Origin of the sequence: Massilia sp. UMI-21 (assembly GCA_015277795.1) — a bacterium.
Classification (GTDB): Bacteria; Pseudomonadota; Gammaproteobacteria; order Burkholderiales; family Burkholderiaceae_D; genus Telluria.
The window spans coordinates 1,150,722-1,170,132 of sequence record CP063848.1; the positions used below are offsets into that span (position 1 = coordinate 1,150,722).

Here is a 19,411-nt window from a genome sequence, read left to right on the forward strand (position 1 = left end):
TGCCTTATGGTTGCGGGCCGGCGCTGCCGAGCTGGAAGGTCGGGGGCGGAATCTCTTTCAGGCAGCTCGCGTCGAGCTTTTCCTGCGGCTTGTCCAGAAATGCGCGCAGCAGGCGCGGCGCGCAGCCGAGCTGCGAGACGCCGTGGCCGGCATTGGCGACCACCACGTGCTGGGCGTGGCGCATGTACCTGGCCGCGCTTTCGGCGCGGCGCGGCGGCGTGACCGGGTCGAGCGCGCCGGACAGCAGCAGGGCCGGGGCATCGATGCGCGCCGGCTCCCGGTACGGCACCGCCGGCACGTTCATCTGCTTGCAGAAGGCCGGCATCTGCTTTGCCAGGGTCTTGGTCAGCTTGCCCGCATCGGAGGCGAGCAGCTCGGGCGTCAGGCGCGGAACGTCTTCGGCGCACACCACGGCCAGGTGCAGCAGCATCGCCATCTGGCTGTCGCCGCCGAAATCGCCCGCCAGGTTCTGGCGCGCGATGAAGGGCTGCCAGCGTCCCTGCGCCGCGTTATGGACCAGGAAGGGCAGGCGGCGGGCGTCGGCCGGGGAGTACAGGATGTTGTGCACGGTGCCCAGGAAGCGCGCCGCGGTCATGGTGATCTCGACCGGCTGCGCGGTGCGCGGGTTGGCCAGCGACAGCTTGAGCGGGCCGGCTTCGAGCTTCGCGACCAGGCCGTCGAACTGCGCGCGCAGGTTCGGGAAGGCCTTGTTGCAGCTGGCCTCGGCGGCGCACTGCGCGAACATCTTGTCGAGGGCGGCGTGGGCGTCGAGGGAGCCGGCCTGGATCACCTGGTCGGGCGCGGCGACGCCGTCGAGCACCAGGCTGCGCACGCTGGCAGGATACAGGCGGGCATAGGCCTGGCCGAGCCGGGTGCCATAGGAACCGCCCCAGACGTTGACGGCGCCGTAGCCGAGCGCGCGGCGCACCAGTTCGGTGTCGCGGGCGGCGGCATCGGTGGTGTAGGCGGCATACGGGGCCTTGGTGGCGGCGATGCAGGCGTGCACCTCCGCTTCCAGCTGCTGCTCGGTCATGTGCTCGTGCTCGGGCTTGCTCTTGCAATCGAGCTTGCCCGAACGGCCGGTGCCGCGCTGGTCGAGGAACACGATGTCGCGGGTAGCCCGGACACGGCTGAAGGCGGTCCTCAGGATCCCGACCACGTCGCTGCCGGCCTGGCCGGGGCCGCCGGCCAGCACGAACAGCGGGTCGCCGCGCGTGCCCCTGCGGTGCGCCGGGGCGACGGTGACATGCAGCTTGATCTTGCCGGCGGCCGGATTGGCATGGTCGAGCGGGACGTCGAGGGTGATGCAGCGCAGGGTATCGACGACGCCGGGCAGATGGCAGCTGCGGCTGGTGGTGGCCGGAACGGCAGTGGCGGGCGCCGTACTGGCCGCCGCCCATGCGGGTGTGCCGGCGGCAGATGCTGCCAGCCACAGGGCGGCAAGGGGGAGTAACGATCTTGTCTTCACACAATCTCCTCAAAGGATGCATGCATAGTAGATTGGCATCGTTTTGATGGTCAATGAATTAGTTGCACCATCGCACGAAATTATGCGGGTCGGGAACGCATTCCCTTAAGTAAAAGAACACAGTCAAGGAAGTACGCGAAAAATGCCACAGCAGGCGTCAGGCGCATTGACGGGCTGGTCGCTGTTCGGCTATCATCGTGGGCTTTCCCTTTGCTCGGGGAAGACAATAAGGCAGAGTCCGCTGCAGCAAGGGCGGAACCACCACAGTGAGCATTTAACCTATTTAGGAAGTCATCATGAAAACTTTTTCCGCTAAGGGCCATGAAGTCCAGCGCGACTGGTTGGTGATTGACGCGACGGACTTGGTCCTCGGACGTGTTGCCAGCGAAGTGGCACTCCGACTGCGCGGCAAGCACAAGCCGGAGTTCACTCCGCACGTCGATACCGGCGACTACATCATCGTCGTCAATGCAGGCAAGCTGCGCGTGACCGGCACCAAGGCCACCGCCAAGACCTACTACCGTCACTCGGGCTACCCGGGCGGTATCTACGAAACCAACTTCCTGAAAATGCAGCAGCGCTTCCCGGGCCGTGCCCTGGAAAAGGCTGTCAAAGGCATGCTGCCGAAGGGCCCGCTGGGCTATGCAATGATCAAGAAGCTGAAAGTGTACGCGGAAGGTTCGCACCCGCACGCAGCACAGCAACCACAAGCACTGACCCTCTAAGGAACTGACATGATCGGTAACTACAACTACGGCACCGGCCGTCGCAAGAGTGCAGTCGCTCGCGTGTTCATCAAAGCCGGCACCGGCCTGATCGTCGTGAACGGCAAGCCTGCGAACGAATATTTCTCGCGCGAGACCGGCCTGATGGTCATCCGCCAGCCGCTGGAACTGACCGGCAACGTCGAGCGTTTCGACATCAAGGTCAACGTGCACGGTGGTGGTGAGTCGGGCCAGGCAGGCGCCGTCCGTCACGGCATCACCCGCGCCCTGATCGACTACGACGCAGGCCTCAAGGGCGACCTGGCACGTGCCGGTTTCGTCACCCGTGACGCCCGTGAAGTCGAGCGTAAGAAAGTCGGCCTGCGTAAAGCACGTCGCGCAAAGCAGTTCTCGAAGCGTTAATTCGACTTCGACAGCGCCTGTCGGGCGCTGCTGCGAGAAAAGCCGTCCTCCGCAAGGTGGGCGGCTTTTTGTTATTTGGGGCCGGGTCTCAGCACCAATATCCCAGGAAGGCCTTGAAAACCGTTTCCCTTCTGGCATACAGGCCGCTTCCGACCATGAGCAGGCTCAACAGCATCGTCACGATGTAGATCACCTGGTAGGGGCTTTCGATGTAAGTCGCGGCCCAGACAGACCCGCAAAACAGGAAAAGGCCGATGAGAACATGGAGCACGCGTGCGATCAGTTCGGCCGTCGAGCTGGACTTCCTCGGGCGCCAGGAGAACCTGGTGTGATGGTGCGTTCGCATGCGTTCGGAAATCATGTGGTCTGGGTCCTGGAATGGGCGCTGTCATTGGAGTGCGCCTGAATATTGTTGCAACATAGCATTGAAATATTGCTGACGCAACGCAGCGATTCGGCGATCGCTGGCGATGCAAAGGATATTTGCATTCTGGAGCGTTCATGCAAATATCCTTTGCACCTCGGGGGAGCCACGCCCTTGGGCGCACGCATTTTCCACCGCTGTTAAAATGCAGCCTCGTCCTGAAAAGCTCATTCTTACATCACGAAGGAACAAAATATGATCAAAGTTGGCATCGTTGGCGGAACCGGATACACGGGCGTGGAACTGCTGCGGCTGTTGGCCGTGCACCCCGACGTGCAGCTGACCGCGATCACCTCGCGCAAGGAAGACGGCCTGCCGGTGGCCGATATGTTCCCCTCGCTGCGCGGTGTCGTCGACCTGGCTTTCTCGAGCCCGGACAAGGCCGACCTGACCGGGTGCGACGTGGTGTTCTTCGCCACCCCGCACGGCGTCGCCATGGCCCAGGCCCCGGCGCTGCTGGCGGCCGGCGTCAAGGTCATCGACCTGGCGGCCGACTTCCGCCTGAAGGACCAGGCCACCTTCGAGAAGTGGTACAAGATCCCGCACACCGCGCCCGAACTGATCGAGGAAGCCGTGTACGGCCTGCCGGAGCTGAACCGCGAAGATATCAAGCAGGCGCGCCTGATCGCCAACCCGGGCTGCTACCCGACCACCATGCAGATCGGCTTCCACCCGCTGCTCAAGGCCGGCATCGTCGACGCGGGCAACCTGATCGCCGACGCCAAGTCGGGCGTCTCGGGCGCCGGCCGCAAGGCCGAGATCGGCACGCTGTTCTCGGAAGCGAGCGACAACTTCAAGGCCTACGGCGTGCATGGCCACCGCCACACCCCGGAAACCTCGGCCCAGCTGGCACGCTACACCGATCAGAAGGTCGGCCTGATCTTCACCCCGCACCTGGTGCCGATGATTCGCGGCATGCACGCGACCCTGTACGCGCGCCTGACGAAAGAGATCGACGACGCCGCCCTGCAGGCCCTGTTCGAGGACGCCTACAAGGACAGCCAGTTCGTGGACGTGATGCCCTTCGGCTCGCACCCGGAAACCCGCTCGACCCGCGGCTCGAACATGCTGCGCCTGGCGCTGCACCGTCCGGAAGGCGGCAATACCGTGGTCATCCTGGTGGTGCAGGACAACCTGATGAAGGGCGCCGCCGGCCAGGCGGTGCAGTGCATGAACCTGATGTTCGGCCTGGACGAAGCCACCGGCCTGAAGCAGATCGCGCTGCTGCCATGATGCTTGACTGCAACTGACCAAGGCCCCATCCGGGGCCTTTTTCGTGGTGCGCCCAGCATGGGCGCACTCCTGCGGGTGAAAGTCCTGCCGCGAGCTGACCACAGTGAGCGAAGTGAAGCGCAACTGCATGAGGGTAACCGAGTGTGGGAAGGAAGCGTGGATCGTAAATCATGAGCCGAGGAACACGAATCGCATAGAAGGCGTTGCCGATCAGGGCGAGCGGGCCATGAACCGCAAAGCTCTTGTGGTCAAGGAGAGGTGGCGTAGATGCGGCGGTTGTGTGATGAAGGAGTGCGGCCCTTACCTGGGGACGCCCCGCCTTGTGCCTGAAAGGGCGACGAAAAAAAAATCGGAGCGGGGTCTCAGCAGAGGTCATAGTAGTTGGAGGTAGCGCTGGGAAGGCTCGACTCCGCCGACGAAGGACCGAACGAGTAGGAGTGAATCCGATATGTCGATGCAGAAGGCACAGCGTCAGATGCCCGCAAACGCGGGGCGGGAAGCCGTAGGGCAAGGTGAAGCCATGCTCGATGCTTTCAGCGACGAAGCGTTCTGCCCGCGGCATGCAACCGGAGGCACGGGGTCAGCGTTGCTGCAAGCGGCGCTGACGACAGAGAACCTGCGGCGGGCGTTCAAGCGTGTGCGTGCCAACAAGGGAGCGGCTGGCGTGGATGGACTGGACATTGACCAGACCTCGCGTCTGCTGGCAACCGAGTGGCCTCACATACGAGAACAACTGTTGGCAGGGACGTACCGGCCCAGTCCGGTACGTCGGGTGACGATTCCGAAGCCCGACGGTGGCGAGCGCGAGCTTGGCATCCCGACGGTGACGGATCGGCTGATCCAGCAAGCACTATTACAGGTGGTGCAACCGATCCTTGATCCCACTTTCAGCGAGCATAGCTACGGCTTCCGACCGGGCAGGCGTGCGCAGGATGCGGTATTAGCCGCTCAGGCATACGTCCAGTCCGGGCTGAGAATCGTGGTGGACGTGGACCTGTCGAAGTTCTTCGACCGGGTCAACCATGACATCCTGATCGACCGCTTGAAGAAACGCATCGACGACGCTGGAGTGATCCGGCTGGTCCGTGCCTATCTGAACAGCGGCATCATGGAGCATGGTGTAGTACAGGAACGGAACGAAGGAACGCCGCAAGGCGGTCCATTGAGTCCGCTGCTTGCCAACGTCATGCTCGATGAAGTGGACAAGGAACTGGAACGGCGCGGCCATCGCTTTGCGCGCTACGCCGACGACGCGAACGTCTATGTTCGTAGCGTGCGTGCGGGCCAGCGGGTGATGAGGCTGCTGCGGCGCTGCTATGCCAGACTGCACCTCGTGGTCAACGAAGGCAAGAGCGCCGTGGCCAGCGTCTTTGGCCGCAAGTTCCTCGGCTACAGCCTGTGGGTGGGGCGTGGGGGCGAAGTCAAACGCAAGGTGGCGGAAAAGCCGTTGCAAGCGTTTAAACAACGCATCAGGGAGCTAACCCGCCGATCTGGTGGGCGTAGCATGCCGGATGTGGTGCAGGGACTTCGTTCCTATATGCTGGGTTGGAAAGGGTACTTCCAGTTGGCGCAAACCCCAAAGGTATGGCGCGGACTCGATGAATGGTTGCGGCACAGGCTGCGGGCTATCCAGCTCAAGCACTGGAAGCGCGGAAGCACCATGTATCGGGAGCTCCTTAAACTTGGGGCTTGGCCGTCGGCAGCGAGGCACGTAGCGGCGAACAGCCGCCGCTGGTGGCACAACAGCGATAGGTTACTCAAAACAGTGATGACTATCGGCTATTTCGACCGACTCGGTGTACCTCGCCTGTCTTGACCTCAACTACTCGAACCGCCCGGTGCGGACCCGCATGCCGGGTGGTGTGGCAGGGGAGCGGCCCTCAGGGCCGTCCCCTATGCCGATTGCGCGCGGGCGCCTGGCGCGCGCTTCATCGCTTCGACACCCCCATTTCCGGCGCATTCCAGCAACACGCCGCCCCACCCGATCTAGATCAAGGCCACTCTTGTTGAGCACGGTAAATTGACCGATGCACAGGTTGATTTCAGCGCCCGGCATGTGCCGCCGGCGTCTCATTGGAAGGGGTGGAACATGTTCGGTCGACAAGTAAAAAGCGAGATTGACAGCCTGGTCGGCATCTCGGCCCGGATCGAGGGCGACCTGTGCTTTACCGGAGGGCTGCGCATCGACGGCGAGGTGCACGGCAACGTGGTCGCGGCCGATGGCGCCGACAGCATGCTGATCGTGTCCGAGCACGCGCGTATCGAGGGCGAGGTGCGCTGCGCCAACCTGGTGGTCAACGGCTATATCGCCGGATCCGTCTACTCGTCAGAACTCCTTGAATTACAGCCGAAAGGCCGCATACATGGTGATGTACATTACCGTTTGCTCGAGATGCACGGCGGAGCCCTGGTGACAGGGAAACTGACCCACGAACCCGCCAGCGAGCCGGTGTTTCATTTGGCCGACGCCGCGGCAGGATAAGCAGCCGGTCGGCAGCCGGTTGGCAGCATCGTTTGCGCCAAGGGTCTATAATGGTAGCCAGAGCGTAATTCACGTATTTCACCAGGAGTGTTTCATGACCGCAGTCGCCGAAGTGCAAGAGCACGACACGATCCCGACCCCGATCAACTTCACCGACAGCGCCGCACAAAAAGTTGCTCAGCTGATCGAGGAAGAGGGCAATCCCGACCTCAAGCTGCGCGTCTTCGTGCAGGGCGGCGGCTGCTCCGGCTTCCAGTATGGCTTCACCTTTGACGAAATCGTCAACGAAGACGACACCACGATGGAAAAGAACGGCGTCCAGCTGCTGATCGACTCGATGAGCTACCAGTACCTGGTCGGCGCCGAGATCGACTACAAGGACGACCTCGAAGGCGCCCAGTTCGTGATCAAGAACCCGAACGCGCAATCGACCTGCGGTTGCGGCTCCTCGTTCTCCGCCTGATCTCCCCCAGGCAGCCCGGTGATCCGGGCAGTCGACGGCCCGGTTTATCCGGGCCGTTCCTTTTTCAGCGGGTCAAGCCGGATACAGCGCGCCCAGGATGCGCGGACCGCGCGCCCCGGTGACGGCCGGCAGGTTGCCTGGCTCGCGCTGCATGAAGCGGTAGCCCAGCCAGGCGAAGGCCAGCGCCTCGACCCGGTTCGGCGCGATGCCGAGCGCGGACGTCGATTCCACCGGCGTGCCGCCCAGCGCGCTACTGATGTCGCGCAGCAGGGTGGCGTTGTAGGCGCCGCCTCCGCACACATAGACCGCATCCACCGCCGCCCTTTCGCCGCGGATGGCGTCGGCGATCGTCACCGCCGTCAGGCGGGTGAGTGTTGCCATCACGTCGGCCGGCGCGACGTCCGCGAAGCGCGTCAGCCGGGCCTCCAGCCAATGCGCGTGGAACAGGTCGCGGCCGGTGCTCTTGGGCGCCGGCTGGCGGAAATACGCTTCGTCCAGCAGCGCCGCCAGCAGGGGGCCGTGCACCTTGCCGGCGGCGGCCCAGGCGCCGTCGGCGTCATACGGCTTGCCCAGGTGGCGGGCGATCCATAAGTCCATCAGCACATTGCCCGGCCCGGTGTCGAAACCGGTGACGCGGCCGTCGCCGTGCAGCATGCTGATGTTGCCGATGCCGCCGATGTTCACGACCACGCGTGCAAGGCCGGGTTTGCCGAAGGCGGCCTCGTGGAAGGCCGGCACCAGCGGCGCGCCCTGGCCGCCGGCGGCGATGTCGCGCGTACGGAAATCGGCGATCACGTCGACCCCGCTCAGTTCGGCCAACAGGGCAGGGTTGTTGGTCTGGCGCGTGAAGCCCAGTTCGGGGCGATGGCGGATGGTCTGGCCGTGCACCGCCACGGCGGCGACCGGGCCCGGGCTGGACGGCAAGAGCTGGCGCACGCAGTCGGCGTAGCACAGGGCCAGGGCGTTGGCGGCCAGCGCCTCACGCTCGAGCTCGTTCTCGCTGGCAGCCTGCAGCGCCATCAGTTCGCTGCGCAATTCGGCCGGGAAGGGCGTGAATGCCGCTGCAAGGCTGTGGATATTGCCGCTGGCAAAGTCGGCCAGCACGCCGTCTACACCGTCGAGGCTGGTACCGGACATCAGGCCGATATACAAGGACGAGCTTGCATTCATGTGTTTTTCTCCTTATCGGGCAAACCGGACAGTGGTCGGCACCGACCTGCATACTAAACGCTCCCGTCGTCCAGAGGAAGCTGCCATGGGCCGGCCCCGTCGGCGCTGAGCTTCCGCGCCGCGCCAAGGCATGCCGGCGCACGCCTCCCGGCCCCACGCCAGCATGCCGAACTGCTAACAGGTCGTTGTTTATTTGTAGCTGTTTATTGTTGGAAAGTTCATTTTCCAGCCCTTCGTATATTTCTTTAGAGAAAAATTTATGCGCTTGGAGTAAATTCTTCAGGAAAGGGCGCGAGGCTTGACCCCGCGCGTTCCGGGATTGCACTTTCGCCCCAACCGATCATCGTTTAGGCTGAACCGACATGAAATTCAATGACCTGAAAATCGGCACCCGGCTTGGCGCCGCCTTTGCCACCATCCTCCTCCTGACCGCAGTCATGCTCGCGACCGCCTTATGGCAGCTCGGCCGTATTGCCGAGGCCAAGGCTGTGATGACGGCCACGACGAAGAGAGTCGATCTTGCAGACAAGTGGCTGCAGGGGATTGCAACCAATAGCGTCCGCACCGTGGCGAAACTGAAAAGCGCTGATCCGGCCGACGACGCCTATTACGAGAAGGAAATGAAGGCAGTGAGTGCCGGCGTGAGCAAGGTCCAGAAAGCGCTCGAAGCCCAGGTCGCGGACGAGCGCGGCAAGTCACTCCTGAAGGCGGTCGCCGACCAGCGCAAGCACTATTTCGCCGTCCGCGACGCGGCCTTCCGCCGCAAGGCCGAGCTCGGCGTAGACGATCCGGAACTGAAGGCCGATTTCACCAACAAGGTCTTCCCGGTGATGACGCAGTATGTACGCACGGTGCAAGACGTGGTTGCTCATCAAGAACAATTGTTTCACGAGGCCGACCTGCGGATCGACGCACTGCAGGAGAGGGCGCAAGGCCTGCTGTTCGCCACCGGCATCGCCGCCGTGGCGTGCGGTGCGCTCCTGGCGCTGTTGCTCACCCGAAGCATCACCCGGCCGCTGACCCATGCCGTCGGACTTGCCGAGCAGGTCGCTTCCAGGGACCTGACTGCCGACATCCAGGTATCGGGCCGCGATGAAGTCGGTCAGCTCCTGTCCGCACTCAAGCGCATGAACGACAGCCTGCTCGTGACGGTGAACGAAGTACGCGCCGGCACCGAGACCATCGTCAGCGCCTCGCAGCAGATCGCTTCGGGCAACCTCGACCTGTCGTCCCGCACCGAGCAGCAGGCCGGCTCGCTGGAAGAGACCGCATCATCGATGGAAGAGCTGACCAGCTCGGTCCGCCAGAACGCCGACAACGCGCGCCAGGCCAATACGCTGGCACAAGCCGCCGCCGGGATCGCCCTGCGCGGCGGCGAGGTGGTGACGCAAGTGGTGACGACCATGGAATCGATCAATGCTTCGTCAAAAAAGATCGGCGACATCATCGCGGTCATCGACGGCATCGCCTTCCAGACCAATATCCTGGCGCTGAATGCCGCGGTCGAGGCGGCGCGCGCCGGCGAACAAGGCCGGGGCTTTGCCGTCGTGGCCTCGGAAGTGCGCAATCTGGCGCAACGCTCCGCAGGCGCGGCCAGGGAGATCCGCACCCTGATCGCGGATTCCGTCGGCAAAGTGGACGCCGGCGGGCGCCTGGTCGACCAGGCCGGCGCGACGATGCAGGAAATCGTGCAGGGCATCACGCGCGTGACCGATGTCATGGCCGAGATTACGTCGGCCAGCGCCGAACAGGCACTCGGTATCGAGCAGATCAATGCCGCGATCACCCAGATGGACGACGTCACCCAGCAGAATGCCGCCCTGGTCGAACAGGCGGCTGCCGCGGCGGCATCGATGCAGGACCAGGCCACTTCGCTGGCCGAACTGGTGCGCACGTTCAAGGTGGATGCCGTGGCCGGGCAGGCGCGCACGCCTCCGTCGGCGCAGGCTTCCGGTGAGCGCTCGCTGCGCCTGCGCCTCGCATCGGCCTAAGGGGCCGTGACGGCGGCCATGCGGGCAGCGCGCGGCCGCCGACCCGCGCCGGCGTGAACGGCGGGCAATGAGGTTTCTGCGCGCCGCGCAAAAGCGGCATCTCGAACGAGCTCGACTGCATTCTGGTGGCACGCGACCGCGGCTGGCAGGCCATCGGCGCACTGGTCGGGCGCGGGGCCTGGAACAAGGTGCACCTGGAACGCCGCCTGCAGCCCAGCTTCGACCGGCAAGCACTCCTGGTCAGCGACGCCGACGCTGCCTACCGCGCGTTTTCACGCAAACACGGGATCGCCCACCAGGCCGCCCTCCACGTCCAGGACGTGAGTGCCTTCCATCAGCGTCCGCGCGACTGGCTGCGCAACAGTTCTAGCGTATCGCAATCGGCGTCATCAATAGATAAACCTGACCGCGCCAAAAGAAAAAAGCCCCGCGGCATCTGCATGCCGCGGGGCCTTGTCCATCTGAAGACGGCTTAGCGTGCCGCCATCGCGTTGCCGCTCGGTGCGAGCAGCGAGAAGCGGTGGTTCATGTCGGCAGCGGCCATGCGGAAGCGGGCCAGTTCGGCCTGGTTCAGCGGTTGCTGGGCCAGCGACTTGAACTTGTTCGGATCCTTGGCCTGGCCGGCGACGCGGAACTCGTAGTGCAGGTGCGGGCCGGTCGACCAGCCGGTCGAGCCGACGTAGCCGATCACCTGGCCCTGGCTGACCTTGGCGCCCTTGCGCATACCCGGAGCAAAACGGCTCATGTGGGCATAGGCGGTGCTGTAGCCCGACCAGTGCTTCAGGACGACCTGGTTGCCGTAGCCGCCGTTCTTGCCGGCGAGATCGACGACGCCGTCGGCGACCGCGCGGATCGGGGTGCCGGTGCTGGCGGCGTAGTCGACGCCCTTGTGCGCCTTCCACTTGCCCGAGATCGGGTGCATGCGCATCGAGAAGCCCGACGAAATACGCGAGAACTGCAGCGGCGACTTGAGGAAGGCTTTTTTCAGCGACTTGCCGTCCAGGCTGTAGTAGCCGCCTTGCCTGGTGACCGGGTCTTCGTACCAGACCGACTGGTAGCTCACGCCGCGGTTGACGAATTCGCCCGCCAGGATGCGGCCGGTCTTGACCTGTTCGCCGTCCAGCCAGTAGGTCTCGTACACGACGCTGAAACGGTCGCCGCGCTTGAGGTCCGAGCGGAAGTCGATGTTGGTCGAGAACATCTCGATCAGCTGGGCGACCACCGAGTCCGGCATGCTGGCGCCGTCCACGTTGGAGTCGGTGGCCGAATACAGCGAGGTCTTGATCTCGCGCGAACGCATCTCGACGCGGCGCTCCAGCTTGGCCGGGGCGTCGGTGGAGACGAACCGGTCGCCCTTGCGCTCGACCGTGATCTGGCGTGCATCGCCGCCCTTGCCGTCGACGATGATGGCGCGCATCGACAGCAGCAGGCCGTTGCCGTCGGTTTCGGCCTGGACACGCTTGCCGGTCTTGAGCGACATCAGGCGGCGGGCGGTCTTGTCGGTACGGACGAACTTGTGCGCGCTGGCGTCGTCGACGCCAAGACGGGTGAAGAGGGCACTGAGCGAATCGCCTGGGCGGATGCGCTCTTCGTGGATGAATTGCTGCTCGTCTTGCTGGAGGGCGGCGATCTGGTCTGCGAGGTTCGGCAGTTCCAGGTTTTGCTCGATCGACTTGACCGGCATGTCCGCCGCGTCAGGAGCGATCGGGGCCACTGCGACGGCGCCGAAGGCACACACGCTCAGGAAGGCGGCGCCGGCGCTGATGATGCGCGCCTTGCGCGTCCGCGGCACCAGCTGGAGCAGGCTTTTACCAGTGATTTTATGTATAGGGTTCATGCAATCAGTTAAAATTTGCGGCTGAACTTTCAGGATCCAGTTTCTTATCGATCTGCAAAGTTTTCTGCAGGAAACTGAAAAACGATCGTGAATTATACCAAAAGAAGTGGTCCTACAACCGTCTTAGCAAATTTCCTACAAGAATTTATGACTTCTACTGTTTCGTCCGGCAGCGGTGCTCCGGTAAATAAATCCGCCCCCCTGCCGTTGACGGACAAGGTGCTCGAAGCGCTGGCAATCACCAAGCGCGGTGTCGACGAACTGCTGATCGAAAGCGAATTCGCGCAGAAGCTGGCGCGTTCCGAACAGTCGGGCAAGCCGCTGCGCATCAAGCTGGGCCTGGACCCGACCGCGCCCGACCTGCACCTTGGCCATACCGTGGTGCTGAACAAGATGCGCCAGTTGCAGGACCTGGGTCACCAGGTGATTTTCCTGATCGGCGATTTCACCTCGATGATCGGCGACCCCTCGGGCCGCAATGCCACCCGTCCGCCGCTGACCCGCGAGCAGGTCGAGGAAAACGCCATGACCTACTTCCGCCAGGCCTCGCTGGTGCTGGACGCGGCGCGCACGGAAATCCGCTACAACTCCGAATGGTGCGACCCGCTGGGCGCGCGCGGCATGATCCAGCTTGCCTCGCGCTACACCGTGGCCCGCATGATGGAGCGTGACGACTTCACCAAGCGCTACAAGAGTGGGACCCCGATCGCGGTGCATGAGTTCCTCTACCCTTTGATGCAGGGCTATGATTCGGTCGCTTTGCATGCCGACCTGGAACTTGGCGGCACCGACCAGAAGTTCAACCTCCTGGTTGGGCGTGAGTTGCAGAAGGATTACGGCCAGGAACAGCAGTGCATCCTGACCATGCCGCTGCTCGAAGGCCTGGACGGCGTCGAGAAGATGTCGAAGTCCAAGAACAACTACATCGGCATTACCGAGGCGCCGAACACCATGTTCGGCAAGCTGATGAGCATCTCGGACGACATGATGTGGAAGTACTACGACCTGCTGTCCTTCCGCTCGATTGCCGAGATCGCCCAGGTCAAGGCCGAGGTGGCCGGCGGCGCCAACCCGCGCGATGCAAAAGTGGCGCTGGGCAAGGAAATCGTCGCACGCTTCCACTCGGCCCAGGCGGCCGAGGATGCGCTGGCCGACTTCGTCAACCGCTCGAAGGGCGGCATTCCGGACGACGTGCCGGAAGTCGCCTTGTCCGGCGCGCCGCTGGGCGTGGCCCAGCTGCTCAAGGCGGCCGGCCTGTGCGCCTCGACCTCGGAAGCGATGCGCATGGTCGACCAGGGCGGCGTGCGGATCGACGGCGCCGTGGTCGGCGACAAGGGCTTGCAGGTCGAGGCCGGCAGTTTCGTGATGCAGGTGGGCAAACGCAAGTTCGCGCGCGTCACCCTGACGGCATGATCGGCCTGCTGCAGCGGGTCAGCGAAGCCGGCGTGCGCGTCGACGGCGAGACCATCGGCGCGATCGGCCCCGGCCTGCTGGTGCTGGTATGCGCCCAGAAGGGCGATACCGAGCGCGAAGCCGATGCCCTGCTGGCCAAGCTGCTGGGCTACCGGGTATTTTCCGACGATGCCGGCAAGATGAACCGCAGCATCACGGACACGGCCGGCGGCCTGCTGCTGGTGCCGCAGTTCACCCTGGCGGCCGACACCAGGTCGGGCACCCGTCCCTCGTTCTCGCCGGCCGCCGCGCCGGAAGACGGACGGCGCCTGTTCGAGCATGTCGTGCGCCAGGCGCGCGCCCGCCATGGCATTGTCGAGACCGGCAAATTCGGGGCGGACATGAAAGTGTCGCTGGTCAACGATGGTCCAGTCACTTTCTGGCTGCAGGTTGATCCAGTCGCGGTGGCGGGTACGCAGCGCTGAAACCCGTGCCGCCCCATGGGGTCAATAGCATCATCGGCTGGGAGGACGTATGCGAATCTGGAGCGAGTCATTTACCGAAGGCGGTGTCATTCCGCCGCACTGTGCGTTTGCCGTGATCGATCCCGGCAGCCACGTCAGGCTGTCCGACAACCGCAGTCCGCATCTTGCCTGGGACGACGTGCCTCCGGGGGCCAAGTCGCTGGTGCTGGTCTGCCACGATCCCGACGCGCCGTCGGTCGGCGACGACGTCAACCAGGAAGGCAAGACCGTCCCTGTCGCGCTGCCGCGGGTGGACTTCTTCCACTGGTCGCTGGTGGACATCCCGCTCTGCCTGAAGTCGCTGGCCGAGGGCATGTTTTCCGACATGGTGACCCCGCACGGCAAATCGGGCCCGCTGGTGCCGTTCACGATCAAGAACGGCACCGAGCATCAGTTGCGCCAGGGCATCAACGACTACACCGGCTGGTTCGCGAACGATCCCGGCATGGCGGGCGAGTACTACGGCTACGACGGCCCCTGCCCACCCTGGAACGACGAACGTGTGCATACTTACGTCTTTACCCTGTATGCGCTCGACATCCCGCGCCTGCCGCTGGTGGGCCGTTTCAACGGATCGGAGCTGCGGCTGGCGATCCGCGGCCATATCCTGGACGAGGCGCGCACCTTCGGGGTGTATTCCCTGAATCCCGATCTCGCGTCGACATCAAGCACCTGAATCAAGCACCTGAACCCCGAGGTTCGGGTCAACGGACCTCATGCCTTCGAACAACAATACCCCATTCATCGCTGCAACGACCATCCTCCTGATCCGCCATGGCGAGACCGCCTGGAACGCCGAAAGGCGGCTCCAGGGACATCTCGACATCGCCCTCAATGCCGAGGGCGAGCGCCAGGCCGTCCTGCTGGGAGCGGCGCTCGCCGCCGAGCGGATCGATCACATCGTGTCGAGCGACCTGCAGCGTGCCCGCCAGACCGCCGAGGCGATCGCGCGCACGCGCGGCGCGCAGGTCGCGACCGATCCGGCGCTGCGCGAACGCTGCTATGGCGGCTTCGAGGGCTTGCTGTACAGCGAAATCGCGACACGCTTCCCGCGCGAGTTCGCGGCCTGGCAGGCGCGTGACGTCGACGGCGAGCTGCCGCCCGGCGCCAACCGGGGCGAAAGCTTCCGCGCGTTCTACGAGCGGGTCACCAGCGCGATCGCGTTGCACGCGGCCGCGCATCCGGGCAAGACCATTGCACTGGTGGCGCATGGCGGGGTACTGGAATGCGCCTATCGCGCCGCGCTCGGCCTGTCGCTGGAAACGCCGCGCGATTTCAAGGTGCTCAATGCGAGCGTGAACCGCTTCGTGGCGGAAGCGGGGGGCTTGCGGCTGCTGAGCTGGGGAGAGGTCGGGCATCTGCGGCCGGCAGTGCTGGACGATGTCGGCTAAGCGCGGCCAGGCGGCCGAAAGCGCAGCGTCTACCCCCTCTGCGCACCCCTGCCAATATCACACACGCAACAATACCCAAAAATTCTGCCGCTATTTTGAGCAGCGATTGAGGTAAAATAATAGGTTCCCCGAGAAACTTTCGAGATTTCCGCTGTGCAAATCGGACCATATATCCTGCGTAACAATGTCTTCGTCGCCCCCATGGCCGGGGTGACCGACCGCCCGTTCCGCCAGCTGTGCAAGCAGCTGGGGGCCGGCTACGCAGTGTCCGAGATGGCGGCGTCCAACCCGCGCCTGTGGGCCAGCGAAAAGACGGCGCGCCGGACCGACCACGCGGGGGAGATGGAACCGAAGGCGGTGCAGATCGCCGGCGCCGACCCGAAAGACCTGGCCGACTGCGCCAGGTTCAACGTCGAGCGCGGCGCCCAGATCATCGATATCAACATGGGTTGTCCGGTGAAGAAGGTGTGCAACAGCTGGTGCGGTTCCGCGCTGCTGCAGCACGAAGACCTGGTCGAGCGCATCCTGCACGCGGTGGTCGAGGCGGTCGACGTGCCGGTCACCCTGAAATTTCGTACCGGCTGGGATCGCCAGAACAAGAACGCCCTGCGCATCGCCCGCATGGCCGAGCAGGCCGGCATCGCCATGCTGACCCTGCACGGCCGCACCCGCGCCGACGGCTACAAGGGCGAGGCCGAGTACGACACCATCCGCGCGGTCAAGGCCGCGGTCGGGATCCCGGTGGTCGCCAACGGCGACATCACGACTCCCGAAAAGGCCAGGTACGTGCTCGACTACACCGGGGCCGACGCGGTGATGATCGGCCGCGCCGCCCAGGGGCGCCCCTGGATCTGCCGCGAGATCGACCATTACCTGCGCACGGGTGCGCATCTGCCGGCGCCGCTGGTCGAAGAAGTACGCGGCCTCATGAACGAGCACCTGCCGGCGCATTACGCCTTCTATGGCGAATACGTCGGCGTGCGCACCGCCCGTAAGCACATCGGGTGGTATGTGCAGGACTTGCCGGGCGGGGAAGAATTCCGCCAGCGCATGAACCTGCTGGAATCGACTGCCGAGCAATTGGCTGCAGTTGATACCTTTTTCAAATCGCAGCTCCGGCATGGCGAGCGGTTACAATACCGCCCCGCGCATGTTACCGACGCGGCGATCGCAGCCTAGAACGCAGTGCACATAGAAGAATCAGAATAGACGGGGACGCGCTGCGCCAGCAGCGGGCAATCATTAACCAGGATGAAGCAGCAGAGAACATGAGCAAAGAAAGTATCCAGGAAGTCGTCCAGAAGAGCCTCGAGGACTATTTCAACGATCTGGGCGAGCAGAAGCCGACGAACATCTACGACATGATGGTGCTCACGGTTGAAAAGCCGGTCCTCGAAGTGGTCATGACCCGCGCCGACGGCAACCAGTCGCACGCGGCGCAGATGCTGGGCATCAACCGGAATACTTTGCGCAAGAAACTGCAGGAGCACGGGCTGCTCTAAGTCCTTTGCATGGCCTGGCCGTGCGTCTGGAGCGCGGCCGGTGCATCGTCCGTCCGCCTTGTCCGCCCGGTTCATCCGGCGGGCGCCAGAATTCTCAACCACAGGCCTCACCATGATCAAACAAGCACTGATTTCCGTTTCCGACAAAACCGGCGTCCTCGATTTCGCGAAGGCCTTGGCCACCCTCGGCGTCAACATCCTGTCCACCGGCGGCACCGCCAAGCTGTTGCAGGAAAATGGGGTGCAAGTCACTGAAGTCGCCGACTACACCGGCTTCCCGGAAATGCTCGACGGCCGGGTCAAGACCCTGCACCCGAAGGTGCACGGCGGCATCCTGGCGCGCCGCGACCTGCCGGAGCACGTCGCCAAGCTCGAAGAGCACGGCATTCCGCAGATCGACATGGTGGTGGTCAACCTGTACCCGTTCCAGCAGACCGTCGCCAAGGACGAATGCTCGCTGGACGATGCGATCGAGAACATCGACATCGGCGGCCCGACCATGCTGCGCTCGGCCGCCAAGAACCACCGTGACGTGGTCGTGATCGTCGACCCGAGCGACTACGGCGTGGTGCTGGCGGAAATGAAAGGTACCGGTACTACCGCCGGTCCGGTCAGCTACGAGACCAAGTTCCGCCTGGCCAAGAAAGTGTTCGCCCACACCGCCCAATACGACGGCGCGATCACCAACTACCTGAGCAGCCTGGGCGAAGACCGCGCCCACGCCACCCGTTCCAGCTACCCGCAGACCCTGAACATGAGCTTCGAGAAGGTTCAGGACATGCGCTACGGCGAAAACCCGCACCAGGGCGCCGCCTTCTACCGCGACCTGGTCGCCACCCCGGGCGCGCTGGCCAATTACCGCCAGCTGCAGGGCAAGGAACTGTCGTACAACAACATTGCCGACGCCGACGCGGCCTGGGAATGCGTCAAGTCGCTCGGCGGCATGCAGCAGCCGGCCGGCTGCGTGATCGTCAAGCATGCCAATCCCTGCGGCGTGGCGATCGGCGCCGATGCGCTGGACGCCTACACCCGCGCGCTGCAGACCGACCCGACCTCGGCCTTCGGCGGCATCATCGCCTTCAATGTCGACGTCGACGGCCGTGCGGCCGAGGCGCTGGCCAAGCTGTTCGTCGAAGTGCTGATCGCGCCCTCGTTCACCGCAGAGGCGCGCCAGATCATGGCGGCCAAGCAGAACGTGCGCCTGCTGGAAATCCCGCTGGGCGCAGGCCAGAACGCCTATGACCTCAAGCGTGTCGGCGGCGGCGTGCTGGTGCAGGCGCCGGATGCGAAGAACGTCGGCCTGGGCGACCTGCGCGTGGTCAGCAAGAAGCAGCCGACCCAGCAGCAGCTGCAAGACCTGATGTTCGCCTGGCGCGTGGCCAAGTTCGTCAAGTCGAACGCCATCGTGTTCTGCGCCAATGGCATGACCCTGGGCGTCGGCGCCGGCCAGATGAGCCGCATCGACTCGGCGCGCATCGCCTCGATCAAGGCCCAGAACGCCGGCCTTTCCTTGACGGGTTCGGCGGTGGCCTCGGACGCCTTCTTCCCGTTCCGCGACGGCCTGGACGTGGTGGTGGATGCGGGCGCGACCTGCGTCATCCACCCGGGCGGCTCGATGCGCGACCAGGAAGTGATCGATGCGGCTGACGAGCGCGGCGTGGTGATGCTGTACACCGGCACCCGTCACTTCCGCCACTAAGTCCGTAGGGTGGCCGGCTCTGCCGGCCGCGCGTTCAACCGGCGTGGAAATGAACGCGTCGTGGTTTTCATACATGGTTTGAACGCGCGGTCGGCGTAGCCGACCACCCTACTGTGTTTTTGCACAGTATTTTTCCCACGAACACCCGCCAGCCGTATATCATTCCACAATGATTATTCTCGGCATCGACCCGGGCCTGCGTACGACGGGTTTCGGCGTCATTGAAAAACACGGCAGCAAGCTGCGCTACATCGCGTCCGGCACCATCAAGACCGGCCTCGAAGGCGCGTTGCCGCCCCGGCTCAAGGTGATCCTGAACGGCGTGGGCGACATCGTCGCCGCCTACCAGCCCGGCTGCGCGGCCATCGAAAAGGTGTTTGTGAACGTCAATCCGCAGTCCACGCTGCTGCTGGGACAGGCACGCGGGGCGGCCATCACGGCCCTGGTCGGGGCCGACCTCGACGTGGCCGAATACACGGCGGTGCAGGTCAAGCAGGCCGTGGTCGGCACCGGCAAGGCCGCCAAGGCCCAGGTGCAGGACATGGTGGCGCGCCTGCTCAAGCTGCCGGGCCTGCCCGGCACCGACGCCGCCGACGCCCTCGGCGTGGCGATCTGCCACGCGCACAGCATCGACACCCTGTCGATGCTCGGCGCGCTGGCGCCAGGCGCGCCCACGCTGCGCATGAAGCGCAGCCGCCTCGTTTAAGC

At 64.3% G+C, this 19,411-nt stretch carries 20 protein-coding genes; 16 read left to right on the top strand and 4 right to left on the bottom strand.

The annotated features are described in order from the left end of the window. Positions 1–4: 4 nt before the first annotated feature. A complete protein-coding gene (locus IM543_05080; protein QOY96528.1) occupies positions 5–1,429 on the bottom strand; it encodes an alpha/beta fold hydrolase in 1,425 nt (474 codons plus the stop codon). Between the two features lie 335 nt (positions 1,430–1,764). Here IM543_05080 and rplM point away from each other — a divergent pair, with 335 nt between their 5' ends. Both rplM and rpsI read left to right on the top strand, forming a co-directional pair. Further along, the gene (rplM, locus tag IM543_05085) at positions 1,765–2,193 is read left to right on the top strand and encodes a 50S ribosomal protein L13 (protein QOY95245.1); all 429 of its coding nucleotides are present in this window, start codon (positions 1,765–1,767) and stop codon (positions 2,191–2,193) included. 9 nt (positions 2,194–2,202) lie between these two features. Beyond that, on the top strand, positions 2,203–2,595 hold the full coding sequence (gene rpsI / locus IM543_05090; protein ID QOY95246.1) for a 30S ribosomal protein S9: 393 nt from the start codon (positions 2,203–2,205) through the stop codon (positions 2,593–2,595). Between the two features lie 88 nt (positions 2,596–2,683). Here rpsI and IM543_05095 read toward each other — a convergent pair whose 3' ends face one another. After that, positions 2,684–2,956, bottom strand: coding sequence for a hypothetical protein (locus IM543_05095; GenBank protein QOY95247.1), 273 nt, complete (start codon positions 2,954–2,956; stop codon positions 2,684–2,686). A 258-nt stretch (positions 2,957–3,214) separates the two neighbouring features. Between IM543_05095 and IM543_05100 the strand changes: the two genes are divergently transcribed. From IM543_05100 to erpA, 4 genes are all read left to right on the top strand, one after another. Next, the gene (locus IM543_05100; GenBank protein ID QOY95248.1) at positions 3,215–4,252 is read left to right on the top strand and encodes an N-acetyl-gamma-glutamyl-phosphate reductase; all 1,038 of its coding nucleotides are present in this window, start codon (positions 3,215–3,217) and stop codon (positions 4,250–4,252) included. A gap of 448 nt (positions 4,253–4,700) precedes the next feature. After that, positions 4,701–6,068 (top strand): group II intron reverse transcriptase/maturase, encoded by a 1,368-nt coding sequence (gene ltrA / locus IM543_05105; protein ID QOY95249.1) that lies wholly within the window; start codon positions 4,701–4,703, stop codon positions 6,066–6,068. A gap of 273 nt (positions 6,069–6,341) precedes the next feature. Next, complete coding sequence (locus tag IM543_05110; protein QOY96529.1) at positions 6,342–6,734, top strand: polymer-forming cytoskeletal protein; 393 nt, start codon at positions 6,342–6,344, stop codon at positions 6,732–6,734. Positions 6,735–6,828: 94 nt separating this feature from the next. Further along, positions 6,829–7,197, top strand: a complete 369-nt coding sequence (gene erpA / locus IM543_05115; protein QOY95250.1) for an iron-sulfur cluster insertion protein ErpA — start codon at positions 6,829–6,831, stop codon at positions 7,195–7,197. 72 nt (positions 7,198–7,269) lie between these two features. On the opposite strand, the gene IM543_05120 is transcribed toward erpA, so the two are convergent. Next, on the bottom strand, positions 7,270–8,367 hold the full coding sequence (locus tag IM543_05120; GenBank protein ID QOY95251.1) for an anhydro-N-acetylmuramic acid kinase: 1,098 nt from the start codon (positions 8,365–8,367) through the stop codon (positions 7,270–7,272). 362 nt (positions 8,368–8,729) lie between these two features. Between IM543_05120 and IM543_05125 the strand changes: the two genes are divergently transcribed. Next, a complete protein-coding gene (locus tag IM543_05125; protein QOY95252.1) occupies positions 8,730–10,358 on the top strand; it encodes a HAMP domain-containing protein in 1,629 nt (542 codons plus the stop codon). A gap of 125 nt (positions 10,359–10,483) precedes the next feature. Continuing rightward, a complete protein-coding gene (locus IM543_05130; protein ID QOY95253.1) occupies positions 10,484–10,834 on the top strand; it encodes a hypothetical protein in 351 nt (116 codons plus the stop codon). On the opposite strand, the gene IM543_05135 is transcribed toward IM543_05130, so the two are convergent. Then, positions 10,831–12,195, bottom strand: a complete 1,365-nt coding sequence (locus IM543_05135) for a M23 family metallopeptidase (GenBank protein QOY95254.1) — start codon at positions 12,193–12,195, stop codon at positions 10,831–10,833. The genes IM543_05130 and IM543_05135 overlap by 4 nt on opposite strands. A 147-nt stretch (positions 12,196–12,342) precedes the next feature. Here IM543_05135 and IM543_05140 point away from each other — a divergent pair, with 147 nt between their 5' ends. The 8 genes from IM543_05140 (at position 12,343) to ruvC (ending at position 19,409) form a co-directional block, all read left to right on the top strand. Beyond that, complete coding sequence (locus IM543_05140; protein QOY95255.1) at positions 12,343–13,608, top strand: tyrosine--tRNA ligase; 1,266 nt, start codon at positions 12,343–12,345, stop codon at positions 13,606–13,608. Then, on the top strand, positions 13,605–14,072 hold the full coding sequence (locus IM543_05145) for a D-tyrosyl-tRNA(Tyr) deacylase (protein ID QOY95256.1): 468 nt from the start codon (positions 13,605–13,607) through the stop codon (positions 14,070–14,072). Before IM543_05140 ends, IM543_05145 begins: the two co-directional genes overlap by 4 nt. A 49-nt stretch (positions 14,073–14,121) precedes the next feature. Then, positions 14,122–14,787 (top strand): YbhB/YbcL family Raf kinase inhibitor-like protein, encoded by a 666-nt coding sequence (locus tag IM543_05150; GenBank protein QOY95257.1) that lies wholly within the window; start codon positions 14,122–14,124, stop codon positions 14,785–14,787. Between the two features lie 40 nt (positions 14,788–14,827). Beyond that, a complete protein-coding gene (locus tag IM543_05155; GenBank protein QOY95258.1) occupies positions 14,828–15,502 on the top strand; it encodes a histidine phosphatase family protein in 675 nt (224 codons plus the stop codon). A gap of 153 nt (positions 15,503–15,655) precedes the next feature. After that, positions 15,656–16,681, top strand: a complete 1,026-nt coding sequence (gene dusB, locus IM543_05160) for a tRNA dihydrouridine synthase DusB (protein QOY95259.1) — start codon at positions 15,656–15,658, stop codon at positions 16,679–16,681. A gap of 89 nt (positions 16,682–16,770) precedes the next feature. Then, complete coding sequence (locus tag IM543_05165; protein ID QOY95260.1) at positions 16,771–17,004, top strand: Fis family transcriptional regulator; 234 nt, start codon at positions 16,771–16,773, stop codon at positions 17,002–17,004. 112 nt (positions 17,005–17,116) lie between these two features. Next, positions 17,117–18,703, top strand: coding sequence for a bifunctional phosphoribosylaminoimidazolecarboxamide formyltransferase/IMP cyclohydrolase (purH, locus tag IM543_05170; protein ID QOY95261.1), 1,587 nt, complete (start codon positions 17,117–17,119; stop codon positions 18,701–18,703). Between the two features lie 169 nt (positions 18,704–18,872). Then, the gene (ruvC, locus tag IM543_05175) at positions 18,873–19,409 is read left to right on the top strand and encodes a crossover junction endodeoxyribonuclease RuvC (protein ID QOY95262.1); all 537 of its coding nucleotides are present in this window, start codon (positions 18,873–18,875) and stop codon (positions 19,407–19,409) included. Positions 19,410–19,411 lie beyond the last annotated feature (2 nt).